23 protein-coding genes and 1 pseudogene are annotated in these 19,359 nt (G+C 68.2%); 16 read left to right on the plus strand and 8 right to left on the minus strand.

Annotation, left to right across the window (positions count from 1 at the left end; genetic code table 11):
* Window positions 1-4 precede the first annotated feature (4 nt).
* The 3 genes from UU9_RS16190 to nadD all read left to right on the plus strand — a co-directional run bounded on the left by UU9_RS16190 (window position 5) and on the right by nadD (window position 2,350).
* Window positions 5-550: an LPS-assembly lipoprotein LptE gene (locus tag UU9_RS16190; protein WP_007082845.1), complete on the plus strand. Its 546-nt coding sequence runs from the start codon at window positions 5-7 to the stop codon at window positions 548-550.
* The gene (holA, locus tag UU9_RS16195) at window positions 550-1,560 is read left to right on the plus strand and encodes a DNA polymerase III subunit delta (RefSeq protein ID WP_007082846.1); all 1,011 of its coding nucleotides are present in this window, start codon (window positions 550-552) and stop codon (window positions 1,558-1,560) included. Before UU9_RS16190 ends, holA begins: the two co-directional genes overlap by 1 nt.
* A 157-nt stretch (window positions 1,561-1,717) precedes the next feature.
* Complete coding sequence (nadD, locus tag UU9_RS16200; protein WP_007082847.1) at window positions 1,718-2,350, plus strand: nicotinate-nucleotide adenylyltransferase; 633 nt, start codon at window positions 1,718-1,720, stop codon at window positions 2,348-2,350.
* 7 nt (window positions 2,351-2,357) lie between these two features.
* Here nadD and UU9_RS16205 read toward each other — a convergent pair whose 3' ends face one another.
* The 6 genes from UU9_RS16205 to UU9_RS16230 form a co-directional block, all read right to left on the minus strand.
* The gene (locus tag UU9_RS16205; protein ID WP_007082848.1) at window positions 2,358-3,920 is read right to left on the minus strand and encodes a PepSY-associated TM helix domain-containing protein; all 1,563 of its coding nucleotides are present in this window, start codon (window positions 3,918-3,920) and stop codon (window positions 2,358-2,360) included.
* Between the two features lie 38 nt (window positions 3,921-3,958).
* Entirely contained in the window at window positions 3,959-4,222 is a 264-nt protein-coding gene (locus tag UU9_RS16210) for a hypothetical protein (protein ID WP_007082849.1), read from the minus strand.
* A gap of 43 nt (window positions 4,223-4,265) precedes the next feature.
* Window positions 4,266-4,550, minus strand: a complete 285-nt coding sequence (locus UU9_RS16215; protein WP_007082850.1) for a hypothetical protein — start codon at window positions 4,548-4,550, stop codon at window positions 4,266-4,268.
* Between the two features lie 9 nt (window positions 4,551-4,559).
* A complete protein-coding gene (locus UU9_RS16220; RefSeq protein ID WP_007082851.1) occupies window positions 4,560-6,725 on the minus strand; it encodes a TonB-dependent siderophore receptor in 2,166 nt (721 codons plus the stop codon).
* A 296-nt stretch (window positions 6,726-7,021) separates the two neighbouring features.
* Entirely contained in the window at window positions 7,022-7,621 is a 600-nt protein-coding gene (gene msrB, locus UU9_RS16225; protein WP_007082852.1) for a peptide-methionine (R)-S-oxide reductase MsrB, read from the minus strand.
* Window positions 7,622-7,760: 139 nt separating this feature from the next.
* The gene (locus UU9_RS16230; RefSeq protein ID WP_007082853.1) at window positions 7,761-9,482 is read right to left on the minus strand and encodes a cytochrome c biogenesis protein DipZ; all 1,722 of its coding nucleotides are present in this window, start codon (window positions 9,480-9,482) and stop codon (window positions 7,761-7,763) included.
* Window positions 9,483-9,909: 427 nt separating this feature from the next.
* Here UU9_RS16230 and UU9_RS16235 point away from each other — a divergent pair, with 427 nt between their 5' ends.
* The 7 genes from UU9_RS16235 to UU9_RS16265 all read left to right on the plus strand — a co-directional run bounded on the left by UU9_RS16235 (window position 9,910) and on the right by UU9_RS16265 (window position 13,994).
* On the plus strand, window positions 9,910-10,434 hold the full coding sequence (locus UU9_RS16235; protein ID WP_040671263.1) for an RNA polymerase sigma factor: 525 nt from the start codon (window positions 9,910-9,912) through the stop codon (window positions 10,432-10,434).
* A gap of 5 nt (window positions 10,435-10,439) precedes the next feature.
* A complete protein-coding gene (locus UU9_RS16240; protein WP_007082855.1) occupies window positions 10,440-11,093 on the plus strand; it encodes an NrsF family protein in 654 nt (217 codons plus the stop codon).
* Between the two features lie 106 nt (window positions 11,094-11,199).
* Complete coding sequence (locus tag UU9_RS16245; protein WP_007082856.1) at window positions 11,200-11,499, plus strand: hypothetical protein; 300 nt, start codon at window positions 11,200-11,202, stop codon at window positions 11,497-11,499.
* A gap of 195 nt (window positions 11,500-11,694) precedes the next feature.
* Entirely contained in the window at window positions 11,695-12,084 is a 390-nt protein-coding gene (gene rsfS / locus UU9_RS16250; protein ID WP_007082857.1) for a ribosome silencing factor, read from the plus strand.
* Between the two features lie 272 nt (window positions 12,085-12,356).
* Window positions 12,357-12,827: a 23S rRNA (pseudouridine(1915)-N(3))-methyltransferase RlmH gene (rlmH, locus tag UU9_RS16255; protein WP_007082858.1), complete on the plus strand. Its 471-nt coding sequence runs from the start codon at window positions 12,357-12,359 to the stop codon at window positions 12,825-12,827.
* A 144-nt stretch (window positions 12,828-12,971) separates the two neighbouring features.
* The gene (locus UU9_RS16260; RefSeq protein ID WP_007082859.1) at window positions 12,972-13,421 is read left to right on the plus strand and encodes a GNAT family N-acetyltransferase; all 450 of its coding nucleotides are present in this window, start codon (window positions 12,972-12,974) and stop codon (window positions 13,419-13,421) included.
* A gap of 3 nt (window positions 13,422-13,424) precedes the next feature.
* Window positions 13,425-13,994 carry a Maf family protein gene (locus tag UU9_RS16265; RefSeq protein WP_040671250.1) on the plus strand — a complete coding sequence of 190 codons (570 nt, stop codon included), beginning with the start codon at window positions 13,425-13,427 and terminating at the stop codon, window positions 13,992-13,994.
* Here the strand turns inward: UU9_RS16265 and UU9_RS16270 are convergent.
* Window positions 13,978-14,766 carry a CPBP family intramembrane glutamic endopeptidase gene (locus UU9_RS16270; protein WP_237710314.1) on the minus strand — a complete coding sequence of 263 codons (789 nt, stop codon included), beginning with the start codon at window positions 14,764-14,766 and terminating at the stop codon, window positions 13,978-13,980. The genes UU9_RS16265 and UU9_RS16270 overlap by 17 nt on opposite strands.
* 97 nt (window positions 14,767-14,863) lie before the next feature.
* A complete protein-coding gene (locus tag UU9_RS16275) occupies window positions 14,864-15,256 on the minus strand; it encodes an MAPEG family protein (RefSeq protein WP_007082862.1) in 393 nt (130 codons plus the stop codon).
* Window positions 15,257-15,382: 126 nt separating this feature from the next.
* On the opposite strand from UU9_RS16275, the gene ypfJ reads away from it, so the two are divergent.
* The 6 genes and pseudogenes from ypfJ to UU9_RS16305 all read left to right on the plus strand — a co-directional run bounded on the left by ypfJ (window position 15,383) and on the right by UU9_RS16305 (window position 19,336).
* Window positions 15,383-16,243: a KPN_02809 family neutral zinc metallopeptidase gene (gene ypfJ / locus UU9_RS16280; protein ID WP_007082863.1), complete on the plus strand. Its 861-nt coding sequence runs from the start codon at window positions 15,383-15,385 to the stop codon at window positions 16,241-16,243.
* Window positions 16,244-16,369: 126 nt separating this feature from the next.
* A complete protein-coding gene (locus UU9_RS16285; RefSeq protein WP_007082864.1) occupies window positions 16,370-16,801 on the plus strand; it encodes an ArsR/SmtB family transcription factor in 432 nt (143 codons plus the stop codon).
* Complete coding sequence (locus UU9_RS16290) at window positions 16,798-17,268, plus strand: ArsI/CadI family heavy metal resistance metalloenzyme (protein ID WP_007082865.1); 471 nt, start codon at window positions 16,798-16,800, stop codon at window positions 17,266-17,268. The genes UU9_RS16285 and UU9_RS16290 overlap by 4 nt, the downstream gene beginning before the upstream one ends.
* Window positions 17,268-17,771, plus strand: a complete 504-nt coding sequence (locus UU9_RS16295) for an arsenate reductase ArsC (protein WP_040671266.1) — start codon at window positions 17,268-17,270, stop codon at window positions 17,769-17,771. Before UU9_RS16290 ends, UU9_RS16295 begins: the two co-directional genes overlap by 1 nt.
* Window positions 17,768-18,862 carry an ACR3 family arsenite efflux transporter gene (gene arsB / locus UU9_RS16300; RefSeq protein ID WP_007082867.1) on the plus strand — a complete coding sequence of 365 codons (1,095 nt, stop codon included), beginning with the start codon at window positions 17,768-17,770 and terminating at the stop codon, window positions 18,860-18,862. The genes UU9_RS16295 and arsB overlap by 4 nt, the downstream gene beginning before the upstream one ends.
* Before the next feature lie 88 nt (window positions 18,863-18,950).
* Window positions 18,951-19,336: pseudogene (locus UU9_RS16305) on the plus strand (YkgJ family cysteine cluster protein).
* Window positions 19,337-19,359 lie beyond the last annotated feature (23 nt).

Raw genomic sequence — 19,359 nt, forward strand, 5'->3', positions numbered from 1 at the left:
ATCCATGAACGTCACCCAGTTTGGCCGTCTGTTTCGTCCCCTGCTGATGTTGCTGGTCGCCACGGTGGTGACCGCCTGCGGCTTCCACCTGCGCCAGACCGCCGCGCTGCCGGCGTCGATGCAGCACGTGCACCTGGACATGCGCGGCGGCGATTTCCAGCGCAGCCTGACCCGCGCGCTGCAGCATTCGGGCGTCACCGTCGAGGACGCCAGCGGCCCCGGCATCGCCGAGCTGCGGGTGCCGGTGGCATCGTTCAGCACCGACCAGGTATCGGCCGGCGGCTACGTGCGCATCACCGAGTACGCGATCCGCTACGAGGTGAGGTTCGACGTGGTCGATGGCACCGGCACGACGCTGTTGCCGACGCAGACGATTACCATGTCGCGCGAATACAGCTACGACGCGGGCAACACCATCGGCGATGCGTCGCAGGTGCAGGAAATCCAGCGCAGCCTCAATGACGACATGGTGCAGGCGATCCTGTTCCGGCTGCAGGCTGCCAGCAAGCACCAGCTGGCCGCGCCGGCACCGGCGGCCAGCACGCACTGATGCCGCTGAGTCCCGGCCAATGGCAGAAGGCGCTGGCGGCCGATCGCCTGGACGCGGTGTACATGCTGGCCGGCGAGCAGTTGCTGGTGCTGGAGGCGGCCGACGCCTTGCGTGCGCGGGCCCGTGAACTGGGCTACGGCGAACGCGAGGTGTTCGACGTCGGCCAGCATTTCGACTGGAACGACCTGGCTCGCGCCGGTGCCAGCATGTCGCTGTTCGCCAGCCGCCGCCTGATCGACCTGCGCCTGCCCACCGGCCGACCGGGCATCGAAGGCGCCAAGGCGATCACCGCGTTCTGCGCCGATCCGCCGCCGGACGTGACCTTGCTGGTTACCGCGATGGAGTGGAGCAGCAAGCACGACGGCGCCTGGAGCCGAAAGCTGGATGCCAGCGGCACCATGGTGGTGTTCAACGCGCCGAGGCCCGGCGAGTGGAGCAGCTGGATCGGTGCGCGGCTGGCCTCGCGCGGCTTGTCCGCCACGCCCGACGCCATCGCGCTGCTGGCCGAACGCGTCGAGGGCAACCTGCTCGCCGCCGCGCAGGAAATCGACAAGCTCGCCGTACTTCACGGCGAAGGCCGCATCGACGCCGCCGAGATGGAAACGCTGGTGGCCGACAGCGCCCGCTACGACGTCTTCAAGCTCACCGACGCCGCCTTCCTGGGCGACGGCGCCCGCGCGCTGCGCATCCTCGCCGGATTGCGTTCGGAGGGCGATGAGCTGTTGGCGCTGATGGGCTGGCTGGTGAATCAATTGCAGTTGGCGTTGCGGCTGGCCAACGCGCAGAACTTCGCGGCGCAGGCCAAGACCGAACGGTTATGGCAGGCACGCGAGCAACTGTTCCGCCAGGCCCTGCGCCGCGCCCCGCGCGACCATTGGCTGCAATGCCTGGCGCGCGCCTCGCGTATCGACCGCATGGTGAAAGGCCGCGAAGCCGGCAACCCCTGGCAGGAAGCCGAACGCCTCATCGCCGCCATCGCCGAACCGCGCGCCGCGCGGGCGCTGGCGTGAGCGCCGCGCGCTCTGCTCCCTCTCCCCTGCGGGGAGAGGGCTGGGGAGAGGGCAGGGTGCTCGCCCGACAGCTCGGCAAAGCCGTTCCGAACGAAGCTTCAACGCGCCGTGTCCCCTCACCCCAACCCTCTCCCCGCAGGGGAGAGGGGGCCAACGCGTGAAACCCCTCGCACTCTTCGGCGGCACCTTCGACCCCGTGCATCTGGGCCACCTCAGCGTGGCGTGGGAAGCAGCCGAATTGCTGGATGCCGAGGTGCGCCTGCTGCCCGCCAGCATCCCGCCGCATCGGCAGCCGCCGATCGCCAGTGCCGCGCAGCGCGTGGCGATCCTGCGTGCCGCGCTGCAAGACCAGTCGCGATTGAGCCTGGACACGCGCGAGCTGGATCGCGAGGGCCCCTCGTTTACCGTCGACACCCTGACCGGCCTGCGCGCCGAGCAGGGCACGCGACCGCTGGTGCTGCTGATCGGCGCCGATGCGTTCGCCAACCTCGCCAGCTGGGATCGCTGGCGCGAGTTGTTCGAGGTTGCGCACATCGGCGTGCTGAGCCGGCCCGGCGTTTCATCGATCCTGCCGCCCGAGCTGGAACAGGCGGTGACCGGTCGTCGTGTCACCACGGCGGACGCGTTGCGCGATCAGCCAGCGGGCAAGGTCATCGAGCTGGCGGTGACGCCGCTGGAAATCTCCGCCACCCGCATCCGCGAGTTGCTGGCGGCGGGACGGGATCCACGCTATTTGCTGCCGTGTGGCGTATTCGACGATCCTGCGCTGCTGGCGCCGTACCGGCAGTAGCGAAGACTCAGGCCGCCGTGCTGGCCCACACGCTGTTCGGCTGATCGCGACGCGCCCGCCGTGCCACGGCACGGGCCAGCGAGGCAAAGGCGAACGCCATCGCCAGCGCGCCTGCATCGATGGCGAACAACGCGCCTTGCCCCGCCGCCGCGCTGCGCCACAGCCACCAGCCGGTGGCCATCCCGTGAGCCAGCGGCACCAGGGCGGTGACGATCGCCGCCAGCCACAGCAACTCGCGCGCCGCCTTCACCGGCGCCCGGCGTGCGGCCCACAACGCACACAACGCCCAGCTGCTGAAGCAAACCCAGCGCTGACCGGCGGCCACGTCCCAACCCAGCATGGGCAGGACCTGCGCCGCCACGAACGCAGCGGAAATCGCCACGCAAACACCGATGCAGATGCCCACGGTGGCGCGTGCCATGCCCAGTTGCGCGCGGCCCTGTTCCGCCTGCCGACGCTTGCGGCGCGATTCGATCCACAACAAGTTGCCGGAATAGAACAGGAACGCCCCGCCCAGGCCCAGCAGGAAGTACAGCCAGCGCACGGCGATGCCGCCGTAGTCGGCGAAATGCAGCGCGTACGCGCCGGCCAGGATGGCGTGGTTGGCGTCGCGCGAGCCGGGCAACTGGGTGGCCAGCACGGCGCCGCTGACCGCATCCAGCGCCACCGAACCGCCGCCCAGCGCGTGCGGTGAGCTGCCGGTGATCTCGACCACGGCGTGCGCGTCACCGGCATGGGCCAGTTTGAGATAACCCGGCTGGAACGCCGTATCGCCATGTTCGTGGGCCACCGCGATGGCGCGCGCATGCCATGCGGCCAGCGGCGCCAGCGGTGCCGCCGTGCCAGCCTTGGGGACGGTCGGCGCGGTATTCATCGCCGCCGCCGAGGCCGCCATCAGCTTGCCCTCGTAGACCAATGGATTGAGTGCCAGCATGGCCACCAACAGCAGGCACAACGCCGCGCCGGTCACCGCGAACATCACGTGGAATGGCAGGCTCAGCACGCCGATCACGTTGTGCGTGTCCTGCCAGAAGCGCTTGAGATTGCGGCCGGGACGCAGCGCGAACAGGTCCTTCGCCAGCCGCGGCAGATGGATCACGAAACCGGACACCAGCGCCACGCCGTACAGCAGGCTGACGACACCCATCAACCAGATGCCCACCTGCGGAATGCCCAGCGCGTAATGCAGCTCGTTGATCAGCTCGGGCAGCGGTGCGACGCCGGGTTCGGCAGTGCTGCCGGCGGTGTTGTCGGGCGAGGCAAACAGCCAGGTGCCGTCGCTGTCCTGCCAATAGGCCATCGGCTGCGCCAGCTCGTAGCCGGGAAAGGTCATGCCCACGTGATCGCGCGCTTCAGGGTGCTGTGCCAGCACTTCATCGAGCAACTGCTGCGCATCGGCCAGCGTGGCGGTCGACGGCATGGCATGCGGGTTCGCCCAGCGCTGCACATCCGGCTGGAACACCGTGATCGCGCCGGCATAGAACGCCACGAACAACGCGAACCCGGCCACCAGCCCTATCCACGAGTGCAGGTTGGTGAAGGTGCGCAGGGTGGCGGGCTTCAATTTCATGCGGGCAATTTCATGCGGGCAGCTTCATGGCGACAACCTCAACGGACCCAGTCGGACATCTGCAGCAGCCACAGCAAGCCGAGCCCGAGCAGCGCCAGCGCACTCAACCAGCCCCACGCGCGAGCGCCACTGGGGAAACGGAACGCCGCGCAGATCACGCCGATCCACACCGGGAAAAACGCCAGCAAACCCGCCACGATGGTCGCCTGCCATGCGCCGGGCAGCAGCCAGCAGGCCAGCCCGACCAGCGCGGCGGCGAGAAAAAAACCCGGCAGCACACCGGCGCTGGCGCGCGCCCACATCAGCGCGATGCCTCGCAGGCGTGGGCGTTATCTCCGTTGCGCATCACTCTTTCTCCAGCGCGGTGATATCCGCGGCCGGCGTACCGAAGAACATCGCCAGCCACGGTTGCGCCATCAAGCCCAGCATGCCGCTGGCCAGCATGGCGCACAGCCCGACCGCGACGCCGGCTGCGCTGATCCAGCACGCCAGCGACAGCAGCATCAAGACGCTGCCGGCGATGCGTGCCGCGCGCGGGTGGCCACGCAGCGCGGACCACATGCAATGCGGCGAGCCGGCGTACCAACCGATGGCGGCGCACACCGCGAGCACGAAGCCGAGCAGGATCATCGCGCTACCTTACCAGCGGTAGCGCGCGCTGGCGGTCACGCTGCGCTCGTAGCCGTAGTAGCACCATGCGGCGCTGTTGCAGGCGGAGACGTACTCCTTGTCGAACAGGTTGCTGGCGTTCAACTGCAGCCGCCAGTCGCCTACGTCGTAATGCACGGCGGCGTCGAACAAGGTGTACGAGGGCGTCTTCCACTCGTTGTAGATGTCGCCGTAATGGCTGCCGATGTAGCGCACGCCGCCGCCGAAACCGAAGCCCGCCAGCGGTCCGGCGACCACGGTGTAATCGAGCCCCAGCGAAGCCTGCTGTTCGGGCAGCAGCGCGATCTGCTTGCCCAGCGAGGGCAGGTCGTTGGTGCGGGTCACTTCAGAATCGCTGTACGTGTAACCGCCGTAGATGGCCAGGTGTGTGCCGAGATTCCAGCGGCCCTCCAGCTCCACGCCGCGCAGCCGCGTTTCGCCCTGCTGCACCTGGAACAGTGCGTGGTTCGGGTCGACCGTCAGCGAGTTCTGCTGGGTGATCTGGTAGGCCGCCAGGGTGACCAGGCCGTTGCCGCCGGCGGGCTGGTATTTCAGGCCGGCTTCGTACTGGTCGCCGGTGGTGGGTTTGAACGCGTTGCCGCCGAAGTTCGTGCCCACGGTGGGCTGGAACGAATGCGACCACGACACGTACGGCGCCAGCCCGTTGTCGAGCAGATAATTGACGCCCACGCGGCCGGAGAACGCGCGGTCGGTCTGCCCGACGCTGGTGCCGGCCAGCTGGTTGTCGGTGTCGGTGCGGACATGATCCTGGCGCCCGCCCGCGGTGATGCTCCAGCGGCCGACCTTGATCTGGTCCTGCAGATAGACGCCCAGTTGCGACTGCACCTGCACGGTGTGGACGGTGTACGCAGGCACGGTGACCGGGCTGCCGTAGACCGGGTCGAACACGTCCAGCCCGGTGACGCCGAAGTCGAATGCGGAGGCGTAGTCGTCCTTGGCGCGGCGGTAGTCCACGCCGGCCAGCAGCGTGTGCTGCACACGGCCGTTGTCGAACACGTATTGCAGGTTGTTGTCGACGCCGAAGGTCTTGGTGTGGTTCTCGTTCGGGAACAGGTAGCGCAGCAGCGTGCGGCCGTCGCCCAGCAGGCCGAACGCGCCCACGTTGGCACCGTTGTTGTCCACGTCGGCGGTGCCGTAGCGCAGGTTCTGGTTGAACGCCAGGCCGTTGGCGAAATCGTGGTGGAATTCGTAGCCGATCGAGGCCAGCGTCTTGTCGTAATCGTTCTGGCCCGGCTCTCCGGTGAAACGGTCGCGCGGGATCTTGCCGTGGGGGCTGGGCAGCAAGGTGCCTTCGGCGGGCAGGAAACCGGCGCCCGAGGCGGTCTCGGCTTTCTGGTAGCGCGACAGCAGCGTCAGCGAGGTGTTGTCGTCCGGCTTCCAGGTCAGCGCGGGGGCGAGGTAGTAGCGGTCGTCCTTGATGTAGTCGGTCATGGTGTCGCTGTTGCGCGCCAGGCCGGTGAGCCGGTACAGCACGGTGCCCGCATCGTTCAGCGGGCCGGCGAAATCGAAGGTGCCCTGGCGCAGGTCGAAACTGCCCACTTCCACGCCCACTTCGTGCAGCGGCTGCGCGGTGGGGCGCTTGCTCACCATGTTCACCATGCCGCCCGGCGGCATCGCGCCGTAGACCACCGACGACGGCCCCTTGATCACTTCCAGCCGCTCCAGCCCGTACGGCTCGATGCGGGTGATGCTGGTGCCCGAGCCTTCCGGCAGCGCCAGGCCGTCGAGATAACGCGCGGGAGTGAAGCCGCGCACCAGCATCCAGTCGCTGCGCGCGTCGGCGCCGTAGCCGCCGCCCTGCGCGCCGGCGGTGTACCACACGGCTTCCTCGATGCCCTGGATGCCGCGCTGGCTCAACTGCTCGGCGGTGATCACCGACACCGACTGCGGGATCTCGATGATTGGCGTGTCGGTCTTGGTGACCGAATCGCTTTCCCGCGCGATCGGCGCTGTCACCTGCACGCCCGACAGCGCGGTGGCGGATTGCGGGGTGGATGCGGCGGCGTCATCGGCGTGGGCTGGAGTCACCATCGCCAGTGCGGCCAGCAGCGGCACGCCGAGCAGGGCGGCGCGGATGGCCTGGGGGAGGGACGGGCGGTGGCGCGCGGCGGCGGTCGGAGCGGGGGACGATGACATGGAAACCCTGTTTCGAAGACGTGGGAGAAGCCGCGCGAGCGCCGCGTGGTCGACGGATCGACCGCGCCAAGGGCGCGCGAGGTTGTTTCCGCACCGGCCGCGACGACGGTGGGGAAACCGGCGTTTCGGTAGTGAGAATGGTTCTCATTATATAAGTGGCTGCGACGGACGGCAATTGCGCCCGCGCGATGCGGGCGGAGCGGCGCGCGCGGGAATGCACGCCACGCGGGACGTGGCGCGCTCCGGTCGGGGTGCGTCGTTTCAGCGCACCCGCATCGCGACGGTGCGGGTCGGGCTCAGGCGGCGTGCGGAATGAAGTGCAGCGCGGCCGAGTTCATGCAGTGGCGCAGGCCGGTGGGGCGCGGGCCGTCGTCGAAGACATGGCCGAGATGGCCGTCGCAGCAGGCGCAGTTGATGGCCGTGCGCTGCATGCCGAACTGGCGGTCGTCGTGTTGCGTGACATTGGTGCGGGCGATCGGCTGGTAGAAGCTGGGCCAGCCGGTGCCGGAGTGGAACTTGGTGGCTGCGTCGTACAGCGCGGTGCCGCAACCGGCGCAGCGGTACAGGCCCGGCGCGAACAGGTTCCAGTAGACGCCGGTGAACGCCTGCTCGGTACCCGCCTGGCGCAGGATGCCGAACGCCGGTGGCGACAACCGCTGCCGCCACTGCGCATTGCCGAGCACCAGCCGGGGCACCTCGCGCGCGCCGAGGTCGCGGCCGTCGTCGGCAAAAATCTCCAGCCGCACCTTGCCCGGCTTGCCGACCGGCGCCGCGGCGGCAGCGAAAAATCGCGGCGCCAGCAGAGCACCGCCCACCGCCAGCACGGCGCCGCCGGTCAGCGCCGCGCGCAGAAAGCGGCGCCGATCCATCGCGAGGGTTTCATCGATGCGTGACATGGCTTGCCTCCGTCGGGTGGGGTGACTTCGTTTTGTTGCAGGAGCGGCTTCAGCCGCGACGCTTTTGCGAATCCCGAATCCCGAATCCCGAATCCCACCAAAAGCATCGCGACTGAAGTCGCTCCCACAGGTGTTCCGATCAGCCGAAGGTGAACGCGAACGCCTGCGCGCCGGGGTCGAGGAAGGTGATCTCGAACACCCGCTCGCCGCTGCCGTTGGCCTGGCGCACCAGTTGGTACAGCCGCTGGTTGGTGATGACGCCGTTGCCCTGGGCGTCCGTATCCATGCCGTGATCGGCGCCGGGCGCCTTGCCGTCGAGGGTGACGCGGAAGCGCACGGGCTTGCCGTCGCTGGCCGGGCCCAGCACCAGGTGCAGGTCGCGGCCGCGGAAGCGGTAGACGATGCGGCCGCCGGCCTGCAGCAGTTGGGCGTTCTCCGCGTGCACGTTCCAGCGGCCGTCCAGCGACCACTGGTTGGTGCCCAGCGCGTCGGGCGCGCGGTAATTCCAGACGTCGTCATGGGCGACCCGGCCACCCACGAAGTTGCGGGCGCGGGCATAGCCCACGTAGGTCTCGGGCGAGCGGGTGGCGTCGCCCGAATCGGCCGCTTCCACGCCGCGGCGGTCCGCGCTGACGTAGCCGCCGGGCAGGTCCTTGTAGCCCGCTTCGCTCAGCAACTGGCGGATCACGTCCTCGCTTTCCGGGTAGGCGCCCTCGCCGAAATGGTGGTGACGGATGCGCCCCTGGGCGTCGATGAAGTAATGCGCCGGCCAGTATTGGTTGTTGAAGCCCTGCCAGATGGCGTAGTTGTTATCCAGCGCCACGGGGTAGTCCACGCCCAGGTCCTTCACCGCCTTCGCCACGTTGGCGGGGTCCTTCTCGAACGCGAACTCCGGCGCGTGCACGCCGATCACCACCAGGCCGTGGTCCTTGTACTTGTCGGCCCAGCCCCGCACGTACGGCAGCGCGCGCAGGCAGTTGATGCAGGAGTAGGTCCAGAAATCGACCAGCACCACCTTGCCGCGCAGCGATTGCGCGGTCAGCGGCGGGCTGTTGAGCCACTGCGTGGCGCCGGCCAGCGACGGCAGTTCGCCTTCCACCGGCAAGGGCTCGCCGGGCTTCACCACGGTGGCGGCGTTGACCGGCGCCGGCCGTACCGCATCCAGCAGCTTCTGCTCGATGCCGCCGGTGCTGGCCAGCGATACGCGCGTCAGCAAGCCGGTATCCAGGCCCAGCGCGATTGCCGCCACGCCGCACAGCACCAGCGCGCCCAGCCCGCGACGCAGCCATTCACCCGCGCCCAGCGAGCGCTTCATCAGCGCAAACACCTTGCCGCCCAGCAGCAGCGCCAGGCCCAGCGAGGTGGCGGCGCCGGCGGCGTAGGTCAGCAGCAACAGCGTGGTCTGCACGCTGGCGCCGTTCAATGCGGCACCGGTCAGCAACAGGCCCAGAATCGGCCCCGCGCACGGCGCCCACAGCAGGCCGGTGGCGACGCCCAGGCCGGCGGAGGCCCAGATCGAATCGCGCTCGCCCGCCTGTTGGGTCAACCGCCCGCCCAGCGCCACGAACGGCCGGCTGATCCACTCGGCCACCCGCGTCGACAGCAGCGCCAAACCCAGGAACGCCAGCACCAGCAGCGCCACGTAACGCCCGTACTGGTTGGCATGGATGACCCAACCGCCGCCCAGTGCGGCCAGCGTGGCCACCGCCGCAAACGTGATCGCCATGCCCGCCAGCATCGGCAGGCCGTTGCGCTTGAAGGGGCGGTCCGAGCGGGCGAACACGAAGGGCAGCACCGGCAGGATGCAGGGACTGAGGATGGTCAGCACGCCGCCGAGGTAGGCAATGATCAACACGAGCATGAGGGTCGTCCGCTAGGGGGGGGTGGGAGGTAGAAACCAAGGGAGCGAGGTGAAGCGCTTCTGGTCGGGTTTTTCGATCGTTTGAGGAAGATAGCCGTAGCTATCTGACGAGAAGGAGCGGAAAACCCGGCCAGAAGCGCAAAGCCGCAGCCCCTTGCGTTTCTGCCTCCCACCCTCCTGGGGGTCTGTCAGGTATTCGTCGTACCGTGCGGTGCGGTTACACGTTCGGGCGAGGTAACCCTGGCGGCGCGTGCAGCGAATGCAGGGTGAGAAAGTTTTGCCGGAGTAAATGTTGCAGCCCTTGACCGCCGCGGGCCCGATGGTCTCTGATGATGCGCTCCCCCGTCGATCGAGCGCCGGATACCGCGTGCCAGTCAGCCCCGCCACCAGCACCATCGAAACCGCCGACCAGCGTCGGGCGGCATGGATGGCGGCGGCGCAGGCCGGCGATCGGGTGGCGTACGAGAAGCTGCTGGCCGATTCGATCCCGCTGATCCGCGCGGCCGCACGGCGGCAGGGCGTGGCGCGGGATCATGTCGATGACGTGGTGCAGGAAACCCTGATCACAGTGCATCGCGTGCGTCATACCTACGACCCGTCGCGCTCGTACGAGGCCTGGCTCAACGCCATCGCCAGCCGCCGTGCCATCGATGCGCTGCGCAGCCGCGGACGCCGCGACAGCCGCGAGCTGCACGACGCCTTCGCGCTGGATCGCCACCCCGACGTCGACGACGCCAGCGCCGCCAGTGAGCGCCAGCAGGATGCGCAACGCCTGCGCGCGGCAATCGATGAATTGCCACAGGGCCAGCGCGAGGCGCTCGAACAACTGGGTTTGCGCGAACGCACGCTGGCCGAAGCGGCCGAGCAGACCGGTCGCAGCACCGGGTCGCTGAAAGTGAACCTGCATCGCGGGCTGAAATCGCTGCGCCGCCATTTCAACAGAGAACCTTGAGCCGCATGTCCCACGCACCCCGCCATGAAACCCTGATCCACGCGCTGGGCGCTGGCCTGGTGCCGGTGCGCCGGTTGCCGCCGCCGTGGCTGCGCACGCTGGGGTGGCTGCTGGTGGTGGCGGCGCTGGCCGTGGCCTTGCTGTGGCGCTATGGCACCGGCATCGCGATGGAGCGCTGGCAGGCGTCGCCGGACATGGGCTGGGCCACCGCCGGCGCGGTGCTTACCGCGATTTGCGCCGCATGGGCGGCGTTCGTCTCGGGCATGCCCGGCCGGCGCGCGATCTGGGCCTGGCTGCCGTTGCCGCCGGCCCTGCTGTGGATCGGCGCCAGCGGCCTGGGTTGCCTGCGCAGTTGGGTGGAGCCGGCGGCGCAGTTGACCCGCACCCATCCCGCGCCCGACTGCCTGTATTTCATCCTCGCGTTTTCGATTCCGCTGTCGGCCCTGCTGATCTGGCTGCTGCGCCGCGCCTGCCCGTTGCGGCCGGTGCTGACCGCGGTGCTGATCGGCCTGGCCAGCGCGGCGGCCTCGGCCAGCCTGCTGGAGATCTGCCACGCCTACGGCGCCGCCGCCACCGACCTGCTGACCCACGCCGCCGCCGTGGCCGTGGTGGTGGCGGCGAATGCCGCGATGGGCGGGCGCCTGCTGTCGAGGCACTGATCGGCACTGCAGCGGCAACGATCCGGGACGTAACCACGGTCGCGTCGCTGGCGAAGAAAGGGATGGAGACACACGTCTCCATCCCTTTCCTGCAGGAGTCAACGCCATGAAAAACACGCTGTTCGCCGCCCTGATCCTCGCCGCCGGCGGGCTCGCCTTTACCTCGGCTTTCGCGCAGGACGCGATGGCGCCCGGTTCCAGCACCGCGATGGCGCATGGCGATGCCATGCACGCCAACGCCATGAAGGGCGCCATGTCGCACGAGGCCATGCAGAAAGACGTCATGCAGAAAGACAGCATGAAGATGGATGCCATGCACCACGGTGCCATGAAGCACGACGCCGGAAAAACGGGCGCCATGAAGAAGGATGGCATGAAGAAAGCCGACGGGAAGATGGGCGGCTGAACACGCCGCGCCGGGCGGGCACCGCGATGCCGTGCCCGCCCAGACGCGCGTTCGAGCGCCGTATTCGGGCCATTCCTACGCCGCCGTACGGTCACCGTGCGGCGGCGTGGCCACCTTGACTTCCCTTTGCGGCCGGGACGGTATACTGCGCTCGCGCCATTTTGCGCAGCGATATCGCCATCGAGGCTCTCCCTTTTGAGTACTGCCCGCACCAACAAGGCCGTCACCACGGCCACCCTGCGTCAATCCGTCGTCGATGCGCTCGACGAACTGAAAGCCAAGGACGTGCGCGAGATCGACGTCCGCGGCAAAACCTCCATCGCCGACCTGCTGGTGATCGCTTCAGGCACCTCGGCCCGTCACGTCAAATCCATCGCCGACGAAGTCCAGAAATTCGCCAAGAAAGCGGGTGTGTATCCGCTGGGCGTGGAAGGCGAAGGCGAAGGCGAGTGGGTACTGGTGGATCTGGGCGACGTGATCGTGCACGTGATGCTGCCGCGCATCCGCGAGTTCTATGGCCTGGAACGGCTGTGGACCGTGGGTGATCGCGACGAGGGTGAAAGCGAAGCGGCGCAGGCTGGGTAACGTATGACTTTCTCCCTCTCCCCTGTGGGGAGAGGGCCGGGGAGAGGGGACGCTCTTGCGTTGCGCTTGCTCGAAGCAGGAGCCCTGCCGATGAACCTTCCCGCCAGCCCCGCCCCCTCTCCTCAATCCTCTCCCCGCAGGGGAGAGGAGGCGAACGCGGCTTCGCAGCGATTTTTGACTGGAGCGGCTTTTCGCAAGAGTGAGCATCCTCTCCCCAGGGGGAGAGGAGGCGATGGCGGCGCTGCGCGCGTTTTATTTCGAAAGAGCGAATGATGCGCGCGCGCATCATTGCTGTCGGGGAGCGCATGCCCGGCTGGGTGGCCGAGGGCTTTGCCGAGTACCGCAAGCGCTTGTCGCATGAGCTGCCGCTGGAGTTGCTGGAGTTGAAACCCGGCACACGCGGCAAGGGTCGCGACGATGCGCGGGCCATGCAGGATGAAGGCGCCGCGATTCTCGCCGCGCTGCCACGCGATACCCATGTGATCGCGCTGGACGGCGGCGGCAAGTCGTGGTCCAGCGAGGCCCTGGCCGCGCAGCTGGCGCAATGGCGCATGGCCGGGCGCGACCTGGCCTTCCTGATCGGCGGCCCCGATGGCCACGCGCCCGAAGTACTGGCCCGCGCCGACCAGACCTGGTCGCTGGGCCCGCTGACCCTGCCGCACATGCTGGTGCGACTGGTGCTGGCCGAACAGCTGTACCGGGCCACCACGATCATGGCCGGGCATCCGTATCATCGGGCGTGAAGACGGGATTTGGGATTCGGGATTCGAGATTCGTAAAGGCAGCCGCAGCCGCGTGTGAAGGGTATGCTCGCAAATCCCAAATTCCCAATCCCGGCTCTCAACAGCCTAATGGCTGGTCATCCCGAATCCCGAATCCCGAATCCAATGTCATTCCATATCTGCCAGGCCACCATCCACCATCTCGACAAGCTGGCGCCGTTGTTCGACGAATATCGCCAGTTCTACGGTCAGCCGGGCGACTTGCCGCGGGCGCGTGAATTCCTGGCCGAACGGTTCCGCCATCATGAATCGCTGATCCTGCTGGCGCTCGACGCGCAGCGCGAAGGTATGGGTTTCGTGCAGCTTTACCCGCTGTTTTCGTCGGTACGCACGGTGCGCACGTACCTGCTCAACGATGTGTTCGTGTTGCTGCGCGCGCGCCGCCAGGGCGTGGCCGCCGCCTTGCTGACGGCCGCTGCCGATCACGCCCGCGCGCTGGGCGCCGCCAGCCTGTCGCTGTCGACCGCACGCGACAACGCCTCGGCGCAGGCGCTGTACGCGTCGCTGGGTTGGCAGCGTGACCAGCAGTTCTACGACTACAACCTGACGCTCTGACCCGTGCTCCATCTCGCCTCCAAATCCCCGCGCCGGCATCAGTTGCTGCAGCAGCTTGGCGTGGCGTTCGACGTGCTGGATGTCGACGTGCCGGAGCAGCGCGCCGCCGGCGAAACGCCGCTGGCCTATGTAAGCCGCGTGGCGCGCGACAAGGCCGCCGCGGGAGCGCTACGGGTGAACCAGGGTGACGTGGTGCTGGGTGCGGACACCGAAGTGGTGCTGGATGACGAGGTGTTCGGCAAGCCGCGCGATGCGGCGGATGCCGCGGCCATGCTGCGTCGCCTGAGCGGACGTACGCATGCGGTGATCTCGACAGTGTGGGCGCTGGGTGCCGGGCGGGAAGAGTGCGCCGTCTGTGTATCGCAGGTTCGTTTCGCCGCACTGGACGAGAACGATATAGCCGTCTATGTGGCCACCGGCGAGCCGTTCGGCAAGGCCGGCGCGTATGCGATCCAGGGCCGTGGCGCGGTGTTGATCGAGCACCTCGAAGGCAGCTATTCCGGCGTGATGGGACTGCCGCTGTTCGAGACCGGGCGCCTGCTGCGCGGCTTCGGCATCAACCCGCCGGCTTGACCGCCAGGAACCACGCCGCCACCGCCAGCAGGTTGTTGACGCCATGCGCCACCACCGCCGGCCAGATCGAGCCCGAGCGCAGGCGCAGCCACGCCAGCGCCGCCGCCAGCAATGCCAGGCCGGGCAGCGCGTACCACAGGAATCCCAGGTCGGGCAGGTGCACCAGGGCGAACAGCAGCGAGCACGCGGCCACCGCCCAGCCCACCCGCAGCCGTCGCATCAACGCCGAAAGCAGCACGCCACGAAAGAGCAGCTCCTCCACCAGCGGGCCGACCGTCACCACGATGGCCATCAACGCCACCCGCAACGGCAACGCCGCCTCGGCGCCGACCCGCTGGATGTCCTGCGGCACCTTGTGGCCGTGCGCCAGCAACTGGGTCAGCCAGCCGCCCAGCACCGGTGCGGCCAGACCGATGACGACGGCCAACAGATAGAACAACGGCTGCGCGGGTCGCGCCACGGCGAAACCCGGCGGTGACGCCAGCGACCACAGCCGCGGCCATCGGCGATGCACCAGCCACAGCATCGACCCGGCCGCCACGCACAACACCAGCATGACCATCGCGGCACGGGCGTCCGGCTGCGCCAGCATGGTCTGCACCTGCTGCCCGATGGTTTTTGTGTCGTAGGCCAGGTGCTGCAGGCTGGCACGCAGGCCGAGCCACAGGCCCAGCCCGAACGCCACCAGTGCGCCCACCGAGGCCTGCAGCAGGAAATACAGTGCGACGAAACCCAGCGCCGTCAGCAGGCCGGGCGCACGTAGTGCGGGCATCGGCCACGGACGTGACGGCGGCAAGGGCGGGGTCGCGTCCGATGCCGCTTCCATCAGCGTGCGTATCCGGCGCGACGCCCGTATCCGGTCAAGGCGGTCAGCCCAGCATCAGCGCGCGGCAGACGCCGATCGCGGCCATCACCAGCACGGCCAGCCAGGCCAGCATGGCGACCGCGAAGCCTTTCTCGCGGGAGGCGGGGTCTTTCAGGTAACTCCACGCGTACCAGACGCGGCCCAGCAGCCAGACGAGGCCCGCGATGCCGGCCCAGCCACTGAAACCGTACTCGGCCGCCAGCCACAACACGGGCAGAAACATCACCGTGCCTTCCAGCGTGTTCATCTGCACGCGGTAGGCGCGGTCGAAGGCCGGATGGCCGCTGGTCGCGGGCGCCTTGATGCCGTGGCGCCCACGCATCTTGCCGACGACGAACATGGTGCCGAACAACAGCAATACGGTGAGCAGGGTCACCAGGGCGGGCAGGTGGGTCATGGCAGCTCCTCGGAAATAGTCCCTACTGTAACGGTCACGCCGGTGCGCGTGCATGGCGCGATCCCCCGGCAGTCGCTATCTTCGCCGTGCGTACTCCGGCGCAGGCATCGCTCAACGAGGTTTCTCATGGATTGGCGCAAAGGCGGCAGCAGCAACAACATCGAAATCGGCAGCGGTGGCGGCGGCGGACGGCGTTTCGGCGGCGGCCGCGGCATGGGCCTGGGCGGGCTAGTGGTGCTGGCCCTGATCGGCTGGATCTTTTTCAAGAACCCGATGGCGTTGCTGGACCAGGGCGGCGCGGCGCTGGACTCGGGCACCCAGAACAGTGTGCCCACCCAGGTCGACCCGGAGCAGCAGGCGTTCGTCAGCGCCATCCTGCACTCCACCGAACAGACCTGGGGGGCGATCTTCCAGGCCCATGGCGGCACCTATGTGGAGCCGAAATTGCACATCTTCAGTGGCGGCGTGAACACGGCCTGCGGCGGTGCCACCGCGGCGGTGGGGCCGTTCTATTGCCCGGGCGACCAGAAGGTCTACCTCGACCTGGCCTTCTTCCAGCAATTGCAGGACGAACTGCACTCCTCCGGCGATTTCGCCCGCGCCTACGTGATCGCGCACGAAGTGGGCCACCATGTGCAGAACCTCACCGGCGTGTTCGCTCGCACCGATGCCGCCCGTCGCCGCGGTGCGCCGATGGAAGGCGCCAGCGGACTCTCGGTGCGACAGGAACTGCAGGCCGACTGCTACGCGGGCGTGTGGGCCAACCACAGCCAGCAACGCCTGCAGTGGCTGCAGCCGGGCGACATCGAGGAGGCGCTGAATGCCGCCAGCCATATCGGCGACGACACCTTGCAGCAACAGGCGCAGGGGCGCGTGCGGCCGGACACCTTTACCCACGGCACCTCGGCGCAGCGCGTGCACTGGTTCAAGACCGGCTTCGACAGCGGCGACATGGACCAGTGCGACACGTTTGCCGGCGCGCTCTGAACATCGGCGGCATCCCCGCGGCAGCGGCTTCAGCCGCGATGCCTTTCGCCTCGGCATTCCGAAAGCATCGCGACTGAAGTCGCTCCCACGAGTTGCGCATGTCCTACAGGCGCCCGCCCGCGGGTGATGCGCCAGCTTTTGCAAATCGCGAATGCCGGCCTTTGGGTTTTCGGTACGCGCTTGACGGCCTTTTATTATTTCTATAATTTTAGAAACATGAAATCAAAAGAAGCCCTCGCCTGTCTCTCGGCGCTCGCCCAGGAACATCGCCTGAACCTGTTCCGCCTGCTGGTGGAAGCGGGCGATGAAGGCCTCTCGGTGGGCGAGCTGGCGGCCGCGACCGGTCTGGCCGGCGCGACCCTGACCAGTCATCTGCATGTGCTGCGCCGCGCCGGCATGGTGAGCGACGAGCGCCGCGGACGCGTCATCCAGTGCCGCGCGCGCTACACGCAGATGAACAGCCTGCTCGGCTTCCTCACCGAAAATTGTTGCGCGGGCTCGGCGGCGGCCGCCGGCTGTGCGACGGCGGCATGCAAGCCCTCAAGGAAAAAACCATGAAACGCTTCCACGTGCACCTCAACGTCGCGCGGCTGGACGACAGCATCCGCTTCTACACCACGCTGTTCGGCGCAGCCCCGGACGTGACCCGGCCCGATTACGCCAAATGGATGCTGGACGATCCGCGCGTCAACTTCGCGATCTCGCAACGCGGCCGCCAGCCCGGCATCGATCACCTGGGGCTGCAGGCAGGCGATCCCGCCGACCTGGCCGTCATCGGCGCGCGCCTGAAGGCGGCCGATGCGGTGGCGTTGGCGGAAAAGGGCACCACCTGCTGCTACGCCCACTCCGACAAGTTCTGGGCCGAGGACCCGCAGGGCGTGCGCTGGGAAAGTTTCCATACCCACGGTGAGGCCACCACCTACACCGGCGCACCGAACGAAACCGGCGCCACCTGTTGCGGCCCGGCGATCACGAAAGACACCGCCACCGGATGCGGCCCGAATGCGGGCGAGGGGTGCTGCTGATGACTGCGCGCCCGCCGATCAAGGTGCTGTTCCTCTGCACCGGCAACTCGGCCCGCAGCGTGATGGCCGAGGCCTTGCTCAATGTGCTGGGCGAGGGCCGCTTCCAGGCGTTCAGCGCCGGCAGTTTTCCCAGCGGCACGGTGCAACCGATCGCGGCGGAGCTGGCGCGCGCGTTCGGTTACACCGCGCCGTTGCGCAGCAAATCCTGGGACGAGTTTGCCGAGCCGGGCGCGCCGGCGATCGATATCGTCATCACCGTTTGCGACAACGCCGCCGGCGAGGTGTGCCCGATCTGGCCGGGCCAGCCAGTGACCGCGCATTGGGGCGTGCCCGATCCGGCGGGCGTACAAGGCCCGGATGCGCAGCGCCGGGGTGCATTCCAGTCGGTCTGGGCGATGCTGTGCCAGCGCGTCGAGCAGTTGCTGGCCCTGCCGCTGGAGACGCTCGATCGCGCGGCGTTGCAGCAGGCGTTGCGTGCCATCGGCAGGGTGGAATCCGCATGAGTGACGCCGCGCCCGCCGCGCCCGCGCCGATCGGCGGTTTCGCCCGCTACCTCAGCGTATGGGTGGCGTTGTGCATTGTGGTCGGCATTGCGCTCGGGCACGGGTTGCCCGGGGTGTTCGCGGCCCTGGCGCGCGCGGAAATCCGGCACATCAATCTGCCGGTGGCTGCGCTGGTGTGGCTGATGATCGTGCCGATGCTGCTCAAGGTCGATTTTGCGCAACTGGCGGGTGTGCGCCATCAGGTACGCGGCATCGGCGTCACCCTGCTGGTGAACTGGGCGATCAAGCCGTTCTCGATGGCATTGCTGGGCTGGCTGTTCGTGCGGCATGTGTTTGCCGGTTGGCTGCCGCTCGACCAGCATGATTCGTACATCGCCGGGTTGATCCTGCTGGCGGCTGCGCCATGCACCGCGATGGTATTTGTGTGGTCGCGGCTGTGTGGTGGCGAACCGAACTTCACGCTGGCGCAGGTGGCGCTCAACGACACCATCATGGTGGTCGCGTTTGCGCCGATCGTGGCGCTGCTGCTGGGCGTGGCCTCGATCCATGTGCCGTGGGGCACGCTGCTGCTGTCGGTGCTGCTGTACATCGTGGTGCCGGTGGTGGCCGCGCAGTCGTGGCGTGCCAGCCTGTTGCGTCGCGGCGGGCACGCGGCCCTGGAGGCCACGCTGCAACGCATGGACCCGCTGTCGACCATCGCCCTGCTTGCCACGCTGGTGTTGCTGTTCGGCTTCCAGGGCGAGGCGATCCTGGCGCAACCGCTGGTCATCGCCATGCTGGCGGTGCCGATCATCATCCAGGTCTATCTCAACGCCGGTATCGCCTATGGCCTCAGCCGCTGGCTGAAGGTGCCGCACTGCGTCGCCGGGCCGGCCGCGCTCATCGGCGCCAGCAATTTCTTCGAGCTGGCCGTTGCCGCCGCCATCAGTGTGTTCGGCCTGCGCTCCGGCGCCGCGCTGGCGACGGTGGTGGGTGTGCTGGTCGAAGTGCCGGTGATGTTGTCGGTGGTGCGCATCGTGAATCGGACGGAAGGCTGGTTCGGCGGTGCCGGATCGCTTGCGGTGGCAGGGCGCGACCGGAATCGTCCCTGACCGGGCTTGCATGGATTCCCTGTCACGCGGACGCGGCAAGTTCTAGAATGCGCCGCTACGCGCCTCGGGGTGCGTTCTGGTTCGTTCGATGGATCATCCCTGCCTGCGCTGTGGTGCCTGCTGCGCGTATTTCCGCGTGGCGTTCACTGGTCGGAAGCCGAGCCGTTTCTGGGTGGCGTGGTACCGGCCAAACTCACCGAAAAACTCGATCCGCACCGGCTGGCCATGCGCGGTACCTATGCCGCTGCGCCGCGCTGCACCGCGTTGCAGGGCACGGTGGGCGAGGCGGCGCATTGCGGCATCTACCCGCAACGGCCATCGGTGTGTCGCGAGGTGGCGCCGTCGTGGGAATTCGGTGCGGTCAGCCCGCAATGCGACAAGGCGCGGCTGGCGCACGGTTTGGCGGTGCTGACGCCGCAGGACTGGCTGGACCCGTCTACCGCGGGCACGCCGCCGTTACCGCAAAGCGCCTGAAGTCCTGATACATCGGTGGGAGC

The sequence above is a fragment of the Rhodanobacter fulvus Jip2 genome, assembly GCF_000264315.1.
Taxonomy (GTDB): domain Bacteria; phylum Pseudomonadota; class Gammaproteobacteria; order Xanthomonadales; family Rhodanobacteraceae; genus Rhodanobacter; species Rhodanobacter fulvus.

Bases quoted from the DNA above. Each gene is read 5' to 3' on its own strand.
- UU9_RS16190 (WP_007082845.1), top strand. From the start codon at position 5: ATGAACGTCACCCAGTTTGGCCGTCTGTTTCGTCCCCTGCTGATGTTG.
- holA (WP_007082846.1), top strand. From the start codon at position 550: ATGCCGCTGAGTCCCGGCCAATGGCAGAAGGCGCTGGCGGCCGATCGC.
- UU9_RS16205 (WP_007082848.1), bottom strand. From the start codon at position 3,920: ATGAAATTGAAGCCCGCCACCCTGCGCACCTTCACCAACCTGCACTCG.
- UU9_RS16210 (WP_007082849.1), bottom strand. From the start codon at position 4,222: ATGTGGGCGCGCGCCAGCGCCGGTGTGCTGCCGGGTTTTTTTCTCGCC.
- UU9_RS16215 (WP_007082850.1), bottom strand. From the start codon at position 4,550: ATGATCCTGCTCGGCTTCGTGCTCGCGGTGTGCGCCGCCATCGGTTGG.
- UU9_RS16220 (WP_007082851.1), bottom strand. From the start codon at position 6,725: ATGTCATCGTCCCCCGCTCCGACCGCCGCCGCGCGCCACCGCCCGTCC.
- msrB (WP_007082852.1), bottom strand. From the start codon at position 7,621: ATGTCACGCATCGATGAAACCCTCGCGATGGATCGGCGCCGCTTTCTG.
- UU9_RS16230 (WP_007082853.1), bottom strand. From the start codon at position 9,482: ATGCTCGTGTTGATCATTGCCTACCTCGGCGGCGTGCTGACCATCCTC.
- UU9_RS16235 (WP_040671263.1), top strand. From the start codon at position 9,910: ATGGCGGCGGCGCAGGCCGGCGATCGGGTGGCGTACGAGAAGCTGCTG.
- UU9_RS16240 (WP_007082855.1), top strand. From the start codon at position 10,440: ATGTCCCACGCACCCCGCCATGAAACCCTGATCCACGCGCTGGGCGCT.
- UU9_RS16245 (WP_007082856.1), top strand. From the start codon at position 11,200: ATGAAAAACACGCTGTTCGCCGCCCTGATCCTCGCCGCCGGCGGGCTC.
- rlmH (WP_007082858.1), top strand. From the start codon at position 12,357: ATGCGCGCGCGCATCATTGCTGTCGGGGAGCGCATGCCCGGCTGGGTG.
- UU9_RS16260 (WP_007082859.1), top strand. From the start codon at position 12,972: ATGTCATTCCATATCTGCCAGGCCACCATCCACCATCTCGACAAGCTG.
- UU9_RS16270 (WP_237710314.1), bottom strand. From the start codon at position 14,766: ATGCCCGCACTACGTGCGCCCGGCCTGCTGACGGCGCTGGGTTTCGTC.
- UU9_RS16275 (WP_007082862.1), bottom strand. From the start codon at position 15,256: ATGACCCACCTGCCCGCCCTGGTGACCCTGCTCACCGTATTGCTGTTG.
- ypfJ (WP_007082863.1), top strand. From the start codon at position 15,383: ATGGATTGGCGCAAAGGCGGCAGCAGCAACAACATCGAAATCGGCAGC.
- UU9_RS16285 (WP_007082864.1), top strand. From the start codon at position 16,370: ATGCGCCAGCTTTTGCAAATCGCGAATGCCGGCCTTTGGGTTTTCGGT.
- UU9_RS16290 (WP_007082865.1), top strand. From the start codon at position 16,798: ATGAAACGCTTCCACGTGCACCTCAACGTCGCGCGGCTGGACGACAGC.
- UU9_RS16295 (WP_040671266.1), top strand. From the start codon at position 17,268: ATGACTGCGCGCCCGCCGATCAAGGTGCTGTTCCTCTGCACCGGCAAC.
- arsB (WP_007082867.1), top strand. From the start codon at position 17,768: ATGAGTGACGCCGCGCCCGCCGCGCCCGCGCCGATCGGCGGTTTCGCC.